This window comes from Bradyrhizobium sp. (assembly GCF_030646015.1).
GTDB lineage: Bacteria > Pseudomonadota > Alphaproteobacteria > Rhizobiales > Xanthobacteraceae > Bradyrhizobium.
Window position 1 is genome coordinate 1 of sequence record NZ_JAUSLT010000014.1, and the last position, 15,253, is coordinate 15,253.

11 protein-coding genes are annotated in these 15,253 nt (G+C 64.3%); 4 read left to right on the plus strand and 7 right to left on the minus strand.

Features of this window, described 5'->3' with window-relative positions:
• From Q7T45_RS01185 to Q7T45_RS01200, 4 genes are all read right to left on the minus strand, one after another.
• A partial coding sequence (locus Q7T45_RS01185; RefSeq protein ID WP_304866362.1) for an efflux RND transporter permease subunit occupies positions 1-2,513 on the minus strand: 2,513 nt, incomplete at its 3' end.
• Complete coding sequence (locus Q7T45_RS01190) at positions 2,513-5,647, minus strand: efflux RND transporter permease subunit (RefSeq protein ID WP_304866365.1); 3,135 nt, start codon at positions 5,645-5,647, stop codon at positions 2,513-2,515. The genes Q7T45_RS01185 and Q7T45_RS01190, both read right to left, overlap by 1 nt.
• 62 nt (positions 5,648-5,709) lie before the next feature.
• Entirely contained in the window at positions 5,710-7,089 is a 1,380-nt protein-coding gene (locus Q7T45_RS01195; RefSeq protein WP_304866368.1) for an efflux RND transporter periplasmic adaptor subunit, read from the minus strand.
• Positions 7,079-8,515 carry an efflux transporter outer membrane subunit gene (locus tag Q7T45_RS01200; protein ID WP_370691187.1) on the minus strand — a complete coding sequence of 479 codons (1,437 nt, stop codon included), beginning with the start codon at positions 8,513-8,515 and terminating at the stop codon, positions 7,079-7,081. The genes Q7T45_RS01195 and Q7T45_RS01200 overlap by 11 nt, the downstream gene beginning before the upstream one ends.
• Positions 8,516-9,035: 520 nt before the next feature.
• Between Q7T45_RS01200 and Q7T45_RS01205 the strand changes: the two genes are divergently transcribed.
• Entirely contained in the window at positions 9,036-9,437 is a 402-nt protein-coding gene (locus tag Q7T45_RS01205; protein ID WP_304866371.1) for a DUF2177 family protein, read from the plus strand.
• 20 nt (positions 9,438-9,457) lie between these two features.
• Here the strand turns inward: Q7T45_RS01205 and Q7T45_RS01210 are convergent, their stop codons facing one another.
• The 3 genes from Q7T45_RS01210 to Q7T45_RS01220 are packed head-to-tail and all read right to left on the minus strand — an operon-like array spanning position 9,458 to position 11,713.
• Positions 9,458-10,267 carry a DUF1295 domain-containing protein gene (locus Q7T45_RS01210; RefSeq protein ID WP_304866374.1) on the minus strand — a complete coding sequence of 270 codons (810 nt, stop codon included), beginning with the start codon at positions 10,265-10,267 and terminating at the stop codon, positions 9,458-9,460.
• A 46-nt stretch (positions 10,268-10,313) separates the two neighbouring features.
• Entirely contained in the window at positions 10,314-10,964 is a 651-nt protein-coding gene (locus Q7T45_RS01215) for a ChrR family anti-sigma-E factor (protein ID WP_304866377.1), read from the minus strand.
• On the minus strand, positions 10,961-11,713 hold the full coding sequence (locus Q7T45_RS01220; protein ID WP_304866379.1) for a sigma-70 family RNA polymerase sigma factor: 753 nt from the start codon (positions 11,711-11,713) through the stop codon (positions 10,961-10,963). The genes Q7T45_RS01215 and Q7T45_RS01220 overlap by 4 nt, the downstream gene beginning before the upstream one ends.
• Positions 11,714-11,783: 70 nt before the next feature.
• Between Q7T45_RS01220 and Q7T45_RS01225 the strand changes: the two genes are divergently transcribed.
• The 3 genes from Q7T45_RS01225 to Q7T45_RS01235 are packed head-to-tail and all read left to right on the plus strand — an operon-like array spanning position 11,784 to position 15,158.
• Complete coding sequence (locus Q7T45_RS01225) at positions 11,784-13,139, plus strand: NAD(P)/FAD-dependent oxidoreductase (RefSeq protein ID WP_304866382.1); 1,356 nt, start codon at positions 11,784-11,786, stop codon at positions 13,137-13,139.
• The gene (locus Q7T45_RS01230) at positions 13,136-13,936 is read left to right on the plus strand and encodes a DUF1365 domain-containing protein (protein ID WP_304866385.1); all 801 of its coding nucleotides are present in this window, start codon (positions 13,136-13,138) and stop codon (positions 13,934-13,936) included. Before Q7T45_RS01225 ends, Q7T45_RS01230 begins: the two co-directional genes overlap by 4 nt.
• A complete protein-coding gene (locus Q7T45_RS01235; RefSeq protein WP_304866388.1) occupies positions 13,926-15,158 on the plus strand; it encodes a cyclopropane-fatty-acyl-phospholipid synthase family protein in 1,233 nt (410 codons plus the stop codon). The genes Q7T45_RS01230 and Q7T45_RS01235 overlap by 11 nt, the downstream gene beginning before the upstream one ends.
• Positions 15,159-15,253: the final 95 nt, after the last annotated feature.

The window sequence follows — 15,253 nt, forward strand, 5'->3', positions numbered from 1 at the left end:
TGCAGTTCGTCGACCGCGCGCTGGATGTTGGTGGTGGCGACCTCCAGCGGCACGTCGGGAAGCAGGTCGAACGACACCGTGGTCGAGGGAAACGACTGCGAGTGATAGACCGCGAGCGGCGACAATCCCCTTGTATAGCGCACCACTGCGGATAGCGGCACCTGCGCGCCATTGGCGCCCGCGACGAAGATCTGCTCGAGGTTGGATGGATCGGCCTGGAATTTCGGGTCGATCTCCAGCACCACCATGTACTGGTTGCGCTGGGTATAGATGATCGAGATCTGCCGCTGCGAGAACGCGTTGTTGAGCGCGTTGTCGATGTCCTGGACGCGAACGCCGAGGCTCGAGGCGGTCTTGCGGTCGATCGCCAGCGTCAATTGCAGGCCACCTGGATCGCGGTCGCTGGAAATGTCGGTGATGCCCTCGACGCTCTCCATGCGCTTGGCCACGATCGGCGCCCATTTCTGCAAGAGATCGAGATTGGGGCTGCTCAGCGTGTACTGGTAATCGGAATCGCTCTGCCTGCCGCCGGCGCGGATGTCCTGCGCCGCGAACATGAACAGCCGGATTCCGGCGACCCGATAGAGATCCTTGCGCAGCCGGTCGATCACCATCTGGGTCGACATTCCCGCGCGCTGCTCCGGCGGCTTCAGACTGATGTACATCACCCCGCGATTGGCGCCGCCGCCGCCGGGACCGCCGGGGCCGCCCAGCGTCGAACCGATTCCGGCAACGGCCGGATCGGCCATCACGATATCGGCGAGCTGCTGCTGCAGCTTCAGCATGGCCTGGAACGAGGTGTCGGGCGACGCCCGGGTCGCGCCGATCACGAAGCCGGAATCGTCGACCGGGAAGTAGCCCTTCGGGGTCTTGATATAGAGCACCACCGTCAGCGCGATGGTGGCGAAAAACACGATCAGGGTCAGGATCGGGAAGCCCAGCACCGTCCGCAGCGTCCGCGTATAGAACGTGACGATGCGCGACAGCGTGCCTTCGACGGCGCGGTCGAACCAGGTCGCGTTATCGGAGGTGGCCTGCTTGATGTAATGCGCGCAGATCATCGGCGTGATCGTCAGCGACACCAATGTGGAAACCACGATGGCGAAGGTCAGGGTCAGCGAGAATTCCCGCAGCAGCCGGCCGACGATGCCGTCCATGAAAACCAGCGGCGTGAAGGCGGCGATCAGCGACAGGCTGATCGACAGCACCGTGAAACCGATCTGTTTGGCGCCTTCGAGCGCGGCCTGATAAGGCTTCATGCCCTGCTCGAGGTTGCGGTACATGTTCTCGATCATGACGATGGCGTCGTCGACCACGAAGCCGACCGAAATCGCCAGCGCCATCAAGGTCAGATTGTTGATGGAGAAACCGGCGAGCCACATCCCGGCGCAGGTGCCGGCCAGCGCCAGCGGCACCGCGACGCCGGCCGCGATCGTCGGCGTGATCCGGCGCAAAAAGGCAAACACCACCACCATGACCAAAAACGCCGTCGCCAGCAGCGTCCACTGCATGTCCGCCACGCTGGCGCGGATGGTTCCGGTACGATCGACCAGGGTCGAGATCTCCACCCCGGCGGGAATCCACTGCTTTAGTTCCGGGATCAGCGCTTTCACCCGGTCGACGGTGTCGATGACGTTGGCATCGCCCTGTTTTGTGATTTGAATCAGCACCGCCGGCTGCTTGTTGAACCAGGCGATCGACCGGCTGTTGCGCACGGAGTCCTCGACATCGGCGACATCGGACAACCGGACGTAGTTGCCTTTCGAACTCTTGATCAGGATGTCGCGGAATTCGGCCGCGGTCCGCATCTGCGGGTTGGTCGACAGCGTTTCGCTCTGGCGGTCGCCATTGAAAATTCCGACCGGGCCGAGCGGATTGGCGCCGATGATGGCGAGCCTGACCGCGTCGGTCGAAATTCCCGCATTGGAGAGCGAGACCGGGTTCAGCGCGATGCGAACGGCGGGCTGGTCGGCGCCGCTCACCGTCACCTCGCCGACCCCGGGCACCTGCGAGATGCGCTGGGCGATCACGGTGTCGGCCACGTCGTACATCGCGTTCGACGCGATCGTCTTCGAGGTCAGCGCCAGCACGAACACCGGCGCCGCCGCCGGATTGGCCTTGCGGAACCGCGGCAATGAAGGCAGGTCGGTCGGCAGATCCGCCAGGGAGGCGTTGATGGCGGCCTGCACGTCGCGCGCGGCGCGATCGATGTCGCGGCCGATGGCGAATTGCAGCTGGATGCTGGCGGTGCCGAGCGAACTGGTCGAGGTGATCTGGGTGATGCCGGCGATCACGCCGAGCCGGCGCTCCAGCGGGGCCGCCACGGTCGCCGCCATGACCGAGGGATCGGCGCCCGGGCGCGACGCAAACACCCGGATCATCGGGAAGTCGACATTGGGAACCGCGGCCACCGGCAGGAACACGTAAGCCACCATGCCGACCAGAAAAAGCCCGATCGCCAGCAGCGTGGTGCCGACCGGCCGGCGAATGAACGGCTCCGAGATCGATGCCATTACTGCATCCCCTCGGTGGCTCCCGCGACCGGCGGTGACGGCAATCCCGGCGCAGGCGGCGGCACCGCCTTCTCGATCCCGCGATTGAGCCGGTCGAGCGCCAGATAAATCACCGGCGTCGTGTAGAGCGTCAACAGCTGGCTCAGCAGCAGGCCGCCGATGATGGAAATGCCGAGCGGAAAGCGCAGCTCGGCGCCGGTACCGCTTTCGACCGCCAGCGGCAGCGCGCCGAACAGGGCGGCCAGCGTCGTCATCATGATCGGACGGAACCGGAGCAGGCAGGCCTGCACGATCGCATCGGTCGGCGACATGCCCTGGTGCCGCTCCGCTTCCAGCGCGAAGTCGATCATCATGATGGCGTTCTTCTTGACGATGCCCATCAGGAGAATGATGCCGATCAGGCCGATCACCGACAGGTCCTGGCCGAACAGCATCAGCGCGACAATGGCGCCGACGCCCGCCGACGGCAGCGTCGAGAGAATGGTGATCGGGTGAATGTAGCTCTCATAGAGCACGCCGAGCACGATGTAGATGGTGACCAGCGCCGCCAGGATCAGCCAGGGCTGGCCGGCCAGCGACTTTGAAAATTCGGCGGCGTCGCCTGAATAGACGCCGACGATGCTGCCGGGCATGCCGATGCGCTGCTCGATCGACTTGACGGCGTTGACGGCATCGCCGAGCGCCTCGCCCGGCGCCAGGTTAAAGCTGAGCGAGACCGCGGGAAATTGCGCATGATGCGAGATCGCGAGCGGTGCGGTGGTGCGGGTCAGGGTCGCCACCGCCGACAGCGGCACCTGCGCGCCGGCCACGCCGGGCAAATAGAGTTTCGACAGGATCGAGGGATCGCGCTGATACATCGGCATCGCCTCCAGCACCACGCGGTACTGGTTGGCCTGGCCGTAGATGGTGGAAATCTGGCGCTGCGCGAAGGCGTCGTTCAGGGTGTCGTTGACGGCCTGAATGCTGACGCCGAGCTGGCCGGCGCGCTGCCGGTTGATGTCGAGCGAGGCGCGCAGGCCGCCATCCTGGGCCTCCGACGAGACGTCGCGGAACAGGGGATCCCGGCGCAGTTCGGCCACCAGCCTGTTGGCCCACAGGCTCACCAGATCCGCATCGGTGCCGGTCAGCGTGTACTGATATTGCGAGCGGCTCGCCTGGGTCGAGATCTGCACGTCCTGTACGGGCTGAAAATAGATCGTCATGCCCGGAATCGACGCGGTTCGTTCCTTGAGGCGCAGGATGACCGCCGAAACGTCGTCCTTGCGCTCGCCGCGCGGCTTCAGCGTCATCACCAGACGACCGACATTGGTGGTCGGGTTGACCGAACCGGCACCGATCACCGAGACGACGCCGGTGACGTCGGGATCGACCTTGATCGCCGCCGCCGCCCTGCTCTGCCGTGCCTGCATTTCCGCGAACGACACGTCGGGACCGGCCTGTGTCACCGCTGTGATCGATGCGGTATCCTGCAGCGGCAGAAATCCCTTGGGCGCGATGACGTAGAGGATCAGGGTCGCGGCGATGGTGACAAAAGTCAGCAGCAAGGTCGCGCGCTGGCGCTGCAGCACCCACAGCAAGGTGCGGTGATAGAATTCGACCATGTGGTCGATGCCCCGGGAGACGGCGGCGAGGCCGGGGACCTCCCACTCCTCGTGCACATGCTTCAGCAGCCGCGAGCACATCATCGGCGTCAGCGTCAGCGAGACCACCGCCGACGTCACCACCGCGATCGTCAGGGTCAGCGCGAACTCGCGGAACATGCGCCCGACCAGTCCCGACATGAACAACAGCGGGATGAACACGGCGATCAGCGACACCGTCAGCGAAATCACGGTAAAGCCGATTTCTTTTGCGCCCTTCAGCGACGCCTCCATCGCGGAATCGCCGTTCTCCATATGGCGGACAATGTTCTCGATCATCACGATGGCGTCGTCGACCACGAAGCCGGTGCCGATCGTCAGCGCCATCAGCGACAAATTGTCGAGGCTGAAGCCGGAGAAATACATGATGCCGAACGAGGTGATCAGCGACAGCGGCAGCGCCACGCCGGCGATCAGGGTGGCGCGCAGCGAGCGCAGGAACAGCAGCACCACCAGCGTCACCAGCACCACGCTCAGGATCAGCGTGAACTGCACGTCACGCACCGAGGCGCGGATGGTGACGGTGCGGTCGCTGACCACGGTCAGGGTGACGCCCGCCGGGATGGCGCGCTGCACCTTCGGAATCTCGGCACGGATCTGGCGCACCACCTCGATCACGTTGGCGCCGGGCTGGCGCTGGATGTCGATGATGACGGCCGGCGTGCCCTGGTACCAGCCGCCGGTACGGTCGTTCTCCAGCCCGTCGACGATGATGGCGACGTCGCCGATGGTGACCGGCGCGCCGTTGCGGTAGGCGATGATGATCGGCTTGTAGGCTTCCGCTGCCGCGATCTGGTCGTTGGCGGCGATGGTGTAGGCCTGCTGGGCGCCGTCGAGCGATCCCTTCGGTCCGGAGACGTTGGCGCCGGCGATCGCGGCGCGCAGATCCTCCATCGAGATGCCGTAGGCGGCCAGCCGCGCCAGATCGGCCTGCACCCGCACCGCCGGCTTCAGCCCACCCAGCACGGCGACGCGTCCGACCCCGGAGATCTGGCTCAGGCGTTGCGCCAAAATGGTGTCGGCGAGATCGCTCATGGCGCGCAGCGAGATCGTCTCCGACGTCAGCGCCAGCGTCATCACCGGCGCGTCGGCGGGGTTCACCTTGGCGTAAACAGGCGGATAAGGCAGGTTTTTCGGCAGGATTCCGGCGGCGGCATTGATCGCGGCCTGCACGTCCTGGGTCGCACCGTCGATGTCGCGGTTGAGATCGAACTGCAGCGAAATCTGGCTGACGCCGAACGAGCTGGTCGACTGCATCGACGACAGCGACGGGATCTGCCCGAGCTGGCGCTCCAGCGGTGCTGTTATCAGCGAGGCGATCACGTCGGGACTGGCGCCCGGCAATTGCGTCGTCACCTGTACCGTCGGGAAATCGACCTGCGGCAGCGCCGACACCGGCAAGGCCCAGTAGCCGAGCGCGCCGCCGATCATGAGCGCGATCCCCAGCAGCGAGGTCGCGATGGGACGGCGAATGAAGGGTTCCGAGACGCTCATGGCTGCGCCCTCACGCTTGCGAAGTCACGCGTCAAGAATTCTGCAATCAGTCGATGGTTGGGTCATGGCTGCGACTTCGCCCCGCTGCCTGACTTGGCGCTCCCCTCCGCCGGTCCGGGTCCGGTCTGCCCCTTTTGATCGCCCTCGCCCTTCTTGCCCCGGCGCTCGCCGTCCTTGCCTGCCGAGTCCTTGCCTGCGGCGTCCGGCGCCCGCGTTCGCTTGCGCGGGGCGAGATCGGCGGATGGCGTCTGATCGTCCCTGCCGATGAAGACCTTGGCGCCATCGGACAGATTGGCAAAACCAGTGGTCACCACGCGGTCCGACGGCGACAGTCCGCTTGATATCACGGCATCGGTTTCGTTCTGTTGCGTCACCACGACGGGCTTTGCCGTAGCGATGCCGTCAGCGCTGACGACATAGCTGAACGTGCCCACCGGCCCGCGCTGCACGGCGGAGGTCGGCACCACGATGGCCTTGGCGAGGGTTTCGACCTTCAGCCGGATGTTGACGAACTGGCCCGGCCACAGCTGGAAGTTCGTATTGGGAAATTCGGCCTTGAGCTTGAGCGTCCCGGTGGTCGGGTCGACCTGGTTGTCGATGCCTTTCAGCGTTCCGGTGTCGACCACCGTGACGCCGTCATTGCCGAACACGTCGACAGTCAGCGCGCCCCTGGCCGAAGCGGCATTGACCCGCACGATCTGCTGCTGCGGCAGGCTGAACTGCACGGCGATCGGCTGCAACTGGGTGATGATGACGAGACCGGTCGCGTCGGAAGCGCGGATGATATTGCCTTGATCCACCTGCCGCAGCCCGGCGCGGCCCGACAACGGCGCGATGATCCTGGTGTAGCCGAGCGTGGCCTGCGCATTGTCGATCGCGGCCTGGTCGGCGTTGACGAGCGCTTCCTGCTGCGCCACTACGGCGCGCTGGGTGTCGGCCTGCTGCTTGGAGCCAGCGTTGGAGGCGGCGAGCTGCTGATAGCGCGCGAGGTCGAGGCGCATATTCGAAAGCTGCGCTTCGTCCTGCGCCTTCTTGGCGACGGCCTGGTCGTACTGCGCCTTGTAGATCACAGGATCGATCTCGCCGAGCACGTCGCCCTTCTTGACGTCCTGCCCCTCGGTGAAATTCACCGCGATCAGTTTGCCGTCGACCTGGGCGCGCACGATCACGTTGTTGAGCGCGCGGACCGAGCCGACGCCGTCGAGATAGACCGGCACGTCCTGGACACGCGGCGTCGCCGCCAGCACCGGGACCGGAAGATCGCGCGGCAAGCCGCCGCCTCGGCTGGCGTTCTGCTTCTGCTGCAATGCTGTCCAGCCGATATAGCCGAGGCCGCCGAGGATCACGAGCGTGAGCGTGATCGAAACGATGCGGCGGGCCGCGCCGCGCGCAACGCTTTTGCCGGTGGTTTTCGCAGTGTCCAAATCCGGCTTAAAGAGCATCGACCGGCCTTTCCATCCTAGGCTCCCAGCCGCCCCCCAGCGCCTGATACAGGCTGACGATCGCCAGCAGCCGGGCCAACTGGGCCTGCGACAGCGAATCTTCCGCCTGGAATAACGTCAATTGCGTATTTAGCACAGTAACGATGTCCGCCGTGCCGGCGCGCAGCTGCTGCTCGGACAGTTGAAATGCCCGCCGCGAGGCCGCCAGGACCTCGCGCTGCAGCCGCAGCCGGTTGGTGGTCTCGCGGATCGCCACCAGCGCGTTGTCGACGTCGGCAAACGACTGGATCACCGTCTTGCGATAGGTCTGCAGCAGTTCGTCCTGTCTCGCCTTGGTGAGTTCGAAATTGCCCAGGATTCTTCCACCGTCGAAGATCGGCTGCGTCAGGCTGCCGACGACGTTGAAGAATGCGGCCTGAGGCTGGAACAGCGACACCAGCGACGAGCTCTGGTAGCCGCCCGCCCCGGTCAGCTGGATCGAGGGAAAGAACTGGGCGCGGGCGTTGCCGACATTGGCGGTGGCGGCGGCGAGGTACGCTTCCTGGCGCCGGATATCCGGACGCTGCGTCAACAATTCCGACGGCAGGCCCGGCGTCACCCGCGGCGACGAAATCCGGTTGAGCGAGCCGCCGGTGACGCGCACGCTTTCCGGCGGCCGCGCCACCAGCGTGGCCAGCGCATTGACGTTCTGCGCCAGCGTCTGGCGCAGCGTGGGCACTGCGGCGCGCTGGTTGGCCAATACAGCTTCCTGCTGCGCGACGTCGAGGTCGGTCCCGGTGCCGGCGCTCAACCGCTGCTTGATGGCGTCGAGGATGCGTTGCGCGCTGGCGATGTTGCGTTCGGCGGTGCGAATCCGGTCCTGTGACGCCAGCACCTGGAAATAGGCGTTGGCGACGCTGACCAGCGCGGTGAGCGCCACCACGTCGCGATCGAAGCGGGTGGCGATGGAAGTCTCCTCAGCCGCTTGGGCGGCGTCGCGGTTCTTGCCCCAGAAATCGAGCTCGTAAGCAGCGCTGAGCGAGGACTGGTAGTTGACCACTTCGCGGCCGCCATTGGTCAGCCCGCTGGAACTGGACCCGGAGCTGCGGGAATAGGTCTGCTGACCCGTGCCGCTGAGGCTGGGCAGCAGCGCCGCGCCCGCCACGCGTGCCTGGGCGTCCGCCTGGATGAAGCGCGCCGTCGCCGCCGCGATGTCCAGATTGACGGTCTGGGCCTCCTCCATCAGCGTGGTCAACTCCGATGAACGGAAGCCGCGCCACCAGTCCAGCGTCGGCGGCGCATCGGCGCGGGTCAGTCGCGCGGCCTTGTATCCTTCCGGAACATCCAGCGCCGGGTCGGGCAGATCCTTGGTCAGAATGCAGCCCGCGGAACTCACGACCACGCAGAGCGTGGCGAGCCATCGTACGACACGATTTCCGCTGGGAATGGCCGCAAGCCGGCCGTCCAGGACGACCTCAGCGGCTCCCTCGGCGCGCTGTTTCACGTCCGCCCTCCGCCGGGCACAATACCCGGCATCCGGCGATGCGGGAGGCACCCGACCGGTTCGCTGACGACGCTGATGGAGACGGCCTGCGACACGGTCACCGCTGTGATGCTTCCTCTGGAACCCCTGATGACATCCTAGCCGGGCGACGCCGGGGCGGACAGTCCTGTTGCGCCCGTTATCCCGGGGCTGTTGCTGACGGCGCCGGACAACAAATCTACACTTAGGCCCGTGCTTCAGGGGTTTTTGAAGTTTTGACGCGGCAGGAAGGCGCGGCTGCCTTACCAAGATTTCATGTGGCGCGGCGGTCGCTGCGCTCGAATGGATGCTCACGATCCGCGTCAGGTGCCCTACCTCCGGAATCCGCCCGTGATCCAGACAGGAATTTTCTTCGTTACAGTCCTGCGTTCACCAGATCCGATCGATGCCGCCGCGGCGTTGGTCCAGTATTGGGCATTCGAAGATGATTTATGTCACCGCTTACTTGTCGACCCTGGTGGTTTTCGTGGCTGTCGACATGGCTTGGCTCGGAACGATGGCGAGCCGGCTTTATCGCCCGACGCTGGGCGATATCATGCTCGCGACCGTCAACCTGCCGGCGGGAATAGCGTTCTATCTGATCTACCCGGTCGGGCTGGTCTATTTCGCCATCCTTCCGGCGCTGAAATCCGGAAGTCTCTCCCAGGCGATCCTCAGCGGCGCGCTGTTCGGTTTCTTCACCTACATGACCTACGACCTGACGAACCAGGCGACACTGCGGAACTGGACCACGCAACTCACCCTGATCGACGCGGGTTGGGGAACTCTGCTCGGCGCCATCGCAGCGGCGACGGGCTTCTGGGTGACGCTCAAGCTGGCGGTCTGACGAGCGAATGAAGCGGTGAATTATCGCTTCGGGAACGGAAAGAACGCCCGCGTGCGGGCCTGAACGGCGCGAAATTGGTCGCCGCGGGTTCGCAACATGTGCGCTTCCAGCGGCGGAATGCCGGAGACATGCACCAGCACCCAGTACATGCAGGCGGGCGCCAGCAGGCTGATCCAGCCAAGCGGGTTGGCTCCCGACAGATCGATCGCGATGACAGGATAAGCGACCCAGCACAGCCATTCGAAGAAGTAGTTCGGATGGCGCGACAGCCGCCAAAGTCCGGCCTCGCAGATCCGCCCGCGATTGGAGGGGTTGGACCTGAACCGACGCAATTGCCAGTCTGACACCGCCTCCCCGGCCAGCGCGCCGACCAGCAGCGCGATCCCGAGGAAATCCTGCCAACCGAGATTCGGACGCGGATTGTGGGCCGCAAGCGCTACCGACACCGCCAGGATCAGGCCGACCGCCGCCTGCGACTGCAACTGCAGGAACATCCGCCAATCAGCATTGGCGCCCCATTGCGTGATGAGGTCCCGGTAGCGCGGATCGTCGCCGACTTCGCGGGTGCGGAGCAGAATGTGCCCGCCAAGGCGCAGCGACCAGAATGTTATGAGGATCGCGACCATGATCTGCCGCGCGCCCGGCGGGTGATCAGCCTGGAGCGGCGCCAGGCTGCCCAGTGCTGCGACGATGCCGGTTCCAAAGGTCCAGCAGACGTCGATCCAGCCGGTATGCCCGGTGGTCCGTTGCACCTGCCAGGCGATGGCCATGATCGCCGACAGCGCTAGCCCCATCGCGGCCGCCAGCAAAGCCAGTTGGAGCCAACTCATGTCACGTCTTCCGTCGGATACATGCTTGCTGCAGCGGTTCGCGAAATCACATCCGGATCAGCGGCTGAAGCAAGCGGCCGATCATGCCATTCAGTTTGAGATCGCCCTGCATCGCGATCAGACAGATGCAATCGTCCTGGGAGTCGATCATGATCTCGTGATCGTCATCGCCTTCACCGAGATCGAAATCGCCCGGTCCGAAATGTCCGCCGGCATGAACAAAGCTCCCCGACAGCACGCAGCTCATTTCGAAACCAGTGTGGGTGTGCTCGATCATTTTGGTGCCCGACCGTGATTTCAACAAAAACACCCGCGTCGAGCTCGCTTCGGGCAGCTGAATGGGACGCAAATGCACCTTCGGCGCGATCCATCGCCATGGACCGGCGGGGTATTCGCGCACGAATTGCGGCAGACCCGGTACGTCGGCAAGGCCCGCAGCACGCCGTGGCGGCGATGTGGTGGCAGCGACAAGCCTGTCCAGCCCCGCCTCGACGCTGGCAAGGGCACCGCCAGACATCGCGGTCGGCAGCAGGCCGGCGAGCACGGCGCCGCCGACATGCTCCATCGCGCGCACGGCATCGCGACAGCGCGCACAGCCGACGAGGTGCGTTGCAATGGCCACATGCTGGCCCAGATCGAGCAAGCCCGCCGCAAACGCCGTCAGCAACTCCTCCGGGGGGTGGTGATGGATCGTCATGAGAGGTCACCCAACAGTCCGCGCAACCGATTCATCGCCAGCCGCAGTCTCGACTTCACCGTTCCGAGCGGGATCTGAAGCGTCTGCGCAATTTCCGCATGCGCCTTCTCATCAAAGAAAGACAATTCGATCACCCGCTGCTGATCCTCGGACAAATGGGTCAGGGCATTGCGGACCCTCGATTCCACCTGCGACACGGCCAGGCCTGCATCCGGCAGCGGCCCTTCATCGACGTGAAACTCCGGGTCGATCTCGACCGTATAGTCCCTGCCGGCTCGCTTTTCACGGCGGAGGACATCGATGCGCAAATTGCGGGCAATCGTGAATATCCACGCCGTAGCGCCAACGCTGGCGGGATCGAATAGTCCCGCCTTCGACCAGACCGCCAGCAAGGCTTCCTGCGCGAATTCATCCGCGCTTTGCTCGCTGGCGCCGGATCGCCGCATGAAGGTTTTGATCCGCGGCGCGAAATGTTCGAACAGCGTCGCAAACGCCTCGCGATCCCGGCGCGTCGCCACCGCTTCGATCAGGGCGGCCCACCGCGCAGCGTCCGACGTCGCGCCGTTGGGTGTCTCGTTCACCATGCCGCCCGAACGCTCCGATCCGCCAACGCGTGTCCGACGTGAGTACCGGATCGCCGTGGCGCTGGCCAGAGCGCCGTAGGGTGGGAGATGTCGCGCCAACGTTTGCATACCGATCAAACGCAGGGTTGTCCGGTTTGGATCACCTGTAGTGATCCAAACCGGCATACGGTTCGTTTTGAGTGGGGCGTCTAACTGCCGAGCGGGCCGCTGGGCGGGCGAAACCGATGGAGTAGACTTGGTGCGGGATGGTGTCCGATTGAAGGTGGCGGTGGTGGGAACCGGGATTTCCGGCCTGTCCGCCGCCTGGCTGCTGAGCCAGCGCCATGATGTGACGGTGTACGAACAGTCCGAACGGATCGGCGGCCATTCCAATACCGTCGTTGCCCGCGTCGGTGAACACAAAATCCCGGTCGATACCGGCTTTATCGTCTTCAATCGTCAGGCCTATCCCAACCTGTCCGCGATGTTCCGTCATCTCGGAGTTCCCACCCAAACCTCCGATATGTCGCTGGCCGTGTCGCTCCATGACGGCGGGCTCGAATATTCCGGCACCGGCCTGCGGGGCCTGCTCGCGCAGCCGGACAACCTGTTCCGTCCCCGTTTCTGGTCGATGCTGCGCGACCTCGCAAGATTCTACCGGCAGGCGACGCGGGATGCGGACCTGTTGAAAGACGAAACCATAAGCCTCGGCGACTATCTCAGGGACGGTGGCTATGGCGCCGCGTTCCGGGACGATCACCTGCTGCCGATGGCAAGCGCGATCTGGTCGGCGCCGCCGAGCGAGATCCTTTCATTTCCGGTTGCGACATTCATTCGATTCCATCGCAATCACGGCTTGCTGCAGCTGACGCAGCGTCCCGCCTGGGAAACCGTGGTCGGCGGCAGCATCGTCTATGTTCACAAGCTCATTCAGCCCTTTGCCGACCGGATCAGGCTCGACACCGGCGTCGTCGCGGTGCAGCGCACCGCGGAAGGTGTCATCGTGACGGACTCGCGCGGCGGATCTGATCGTTACGACCATGTCGTGATGGCCACCCACGCCGATCAGGCCTTGTCGGCGCTCGCCGATCCGACGTCGGACGAGACCGAACTGCTCGGCGCGTTCCGCTATAGCCGCAACCTGGCCGTTCTGCACTCGGACCCGAGTTTCATGCCGAAGCGTCGCGCGGCCTGGTCGAGCTGGAACTATATCGGCTCGCGCGATGGTTCCGCCGACAGTGTCGGCGTCACCTACTGGATGAACCGGCTGCAGGGCATTCCGGATCATTCGCCGCTGTTTCTCACCCTCAATCCGCCGCGTCCGCCGCATGCCGGGATGCTGCATTACAGCGAGGTTTACCATCATCCGATCTTCGATGCCGCCGCGATATCGGCGCAGCGCCGGCTCTGGTCGCTGCAAGGAAGGGGCAATTTGTGGTTCTGCGGCGCTCATTTCGGCGCGGGCTTTCATGAAGACGGACTGCAGGCAGGCCTTGCCGTCGCCGAACAGCTCGGCGGACTGCGGCGGCCGTGGAACGTGCCCGACGAGTCCGGACGCATCGTGCTCGGACGCGACGCCGCAGACGCCGTGATCCCGGAGCTGCAGCGATGATGTTTCGATCAGCGCTCTATGTCGGCGCGGTGATGCATCGGCGGCTGCGACCCAGGGTGCATCAATTTCGCTACCGCGCCTTCTGGCTGCTGATCGACCTCGATGAACTGCCGGTCCTGGCCGTGCGGCTAAAACTGTTCTCGCACAACCGCTTCAACCTGTTCGCATTGCACGAGGCCGACCTCGGCGACGGCAGCCCGACACCGCTTCGCATTCAGGCCGAACGGCTGCTGTCGGAAGCCGGAATCGACATTGCAGGCGGCGCCATCCGCCTGCTTTGCATGCCGCGAACGCTCGGTTACAGCTTCAATCCGATCAGCATCTATTACTGCCATCGGCCCGGCGGAGAACTCGCCGCGATTATTTACGAAGTCCACAACACCTTCGGCGAGCGCCACTCCTACGTCGCCGCCATCGAGGCCAACGCCGGCGAGATCCGACAAAACTGCCGCAAGGTATTCTACGTATCTCCGTTTATGGATATGGACCTCGCTTACCACTTTCGGCTGACCGAGCCCACCGAGCGCGTCGCGGTCGGCATCAACGCCAGCAAGGGCGGCGACCGTGTTCTCCACGCCAGCCTCGCCGGGCTTCGCCGAGAACTGACCGACCGCGCGCTGCTGCGGATCTTTCTCGCGATTCCGCTGATTACCGCAAAAGTCACCCTGGCGATCCATTGGGAGGCGCTGCGTCTCTGGCTGAAGGGAATGCGGTTGCGCACCAGACCCGCTGCACCTGCCCGCCATGCCACCCCCGTCATCAACACATCGAACCGGATCGATACGCATGTCATCTGAGAACCAGCAAACCGCGCCCGGCTCGCTCGACCTTGCGGGGACACCAACGCCACCTGCCCTGCTCAAGTCCTTCCTGCAGCGCATGCTTCGCAAGATCGATTGCGACGAGATCCTGCTGCAGACACCCGGCGGACGGCGCGTCCTGATCGGCGGCAAACGATCGGGCGAGCAGGCCCAGGTGACGATGCATAGCTGGAAATGCATGATCCGCCTGCTGACCAGCGGCGATCTCGGTTTCGCCGAGGGATATCTGGCGGGCGAGTGGTCGACGCCCAATATCTACTCATTCCTGAGCGCCGCGGGACGTCGTTCAAACGATACGATATCGTTCGAAGGACTGAAGCCGCCCCAGCCCCTGACCAAGGTCCGTCATGCGCTGAACCGCAATACCAGGCGCGGCAGCCGCCGCAACATCGCGGCTCATTACGATCTCGGCAATGATTTCTATCGGTTGTGGCTCGATTCCAGCATGATGTATTCGTCCGCGATTTATTCGTCGCCGGGCTGTTCCCTCGAGGATGCACAGCGCGCCAAACTCGATCGCGTGATCGACAGGCTCGGACTCGTTGGTGGCGAAAAACTCCTGGAAATTGGTTGCGGTTGGGGCGGACTTGCCGAGCGTATCATCGAGCGCAGCGGCAGCCATGTGACGGGATTGACGCTGTCCACCGAACAACTCGCTTATGCCCGACAGCAACTGGCCCAGCGCGGGTTTGCCGATAAATCCGACCTCCGGCTTCAGGACTATCGCGACGTCGGCGGCACTTACGACCGTGTGGTGTCGGTCGAGATGCTGGAAGCCGTCGGCGAGGCCTATTGGCCGACATTCTTCGAGAATCTGCGGCAAAGGCTGAACCCGCAGGGCGCGGCCGTCCTCCAGGTGATCACGATCGACCAGAGCCGCTTCGAGAGTTACCGCCGGAGACCGGAATTCATTCAACGCTACATTTTTCCGGGCGGCATGCTGCCGACGACGGGAATTCTCGAACAACAGATTGCGAAGGCGGGATTGCGGCTGGTTTCCTCGGAGTTCTTTGGCGACAGCTATGCGCGCACACTTGCCGAATGGCACGCCCGGTTTCTGCAGGCCTGGCCTGATATCAGCGCGCTCGGGTTCGATCTTCGCTTCAAGCGGATGTGGGAATATTATCTGGCCTACTGCCGCCTCGGCTTCGAAATCGGAGTCCTGAACGTCGGGCTCTATAAAATCGAACGACAATGATCAAGGCCATCGTTCCGGCCTGACGCTGCCTCTCCAATCGAAGCAGCAAGCGCGTCCTTCCCGAACGTCTGTTCGGGCAATTTTATTCCATGTCG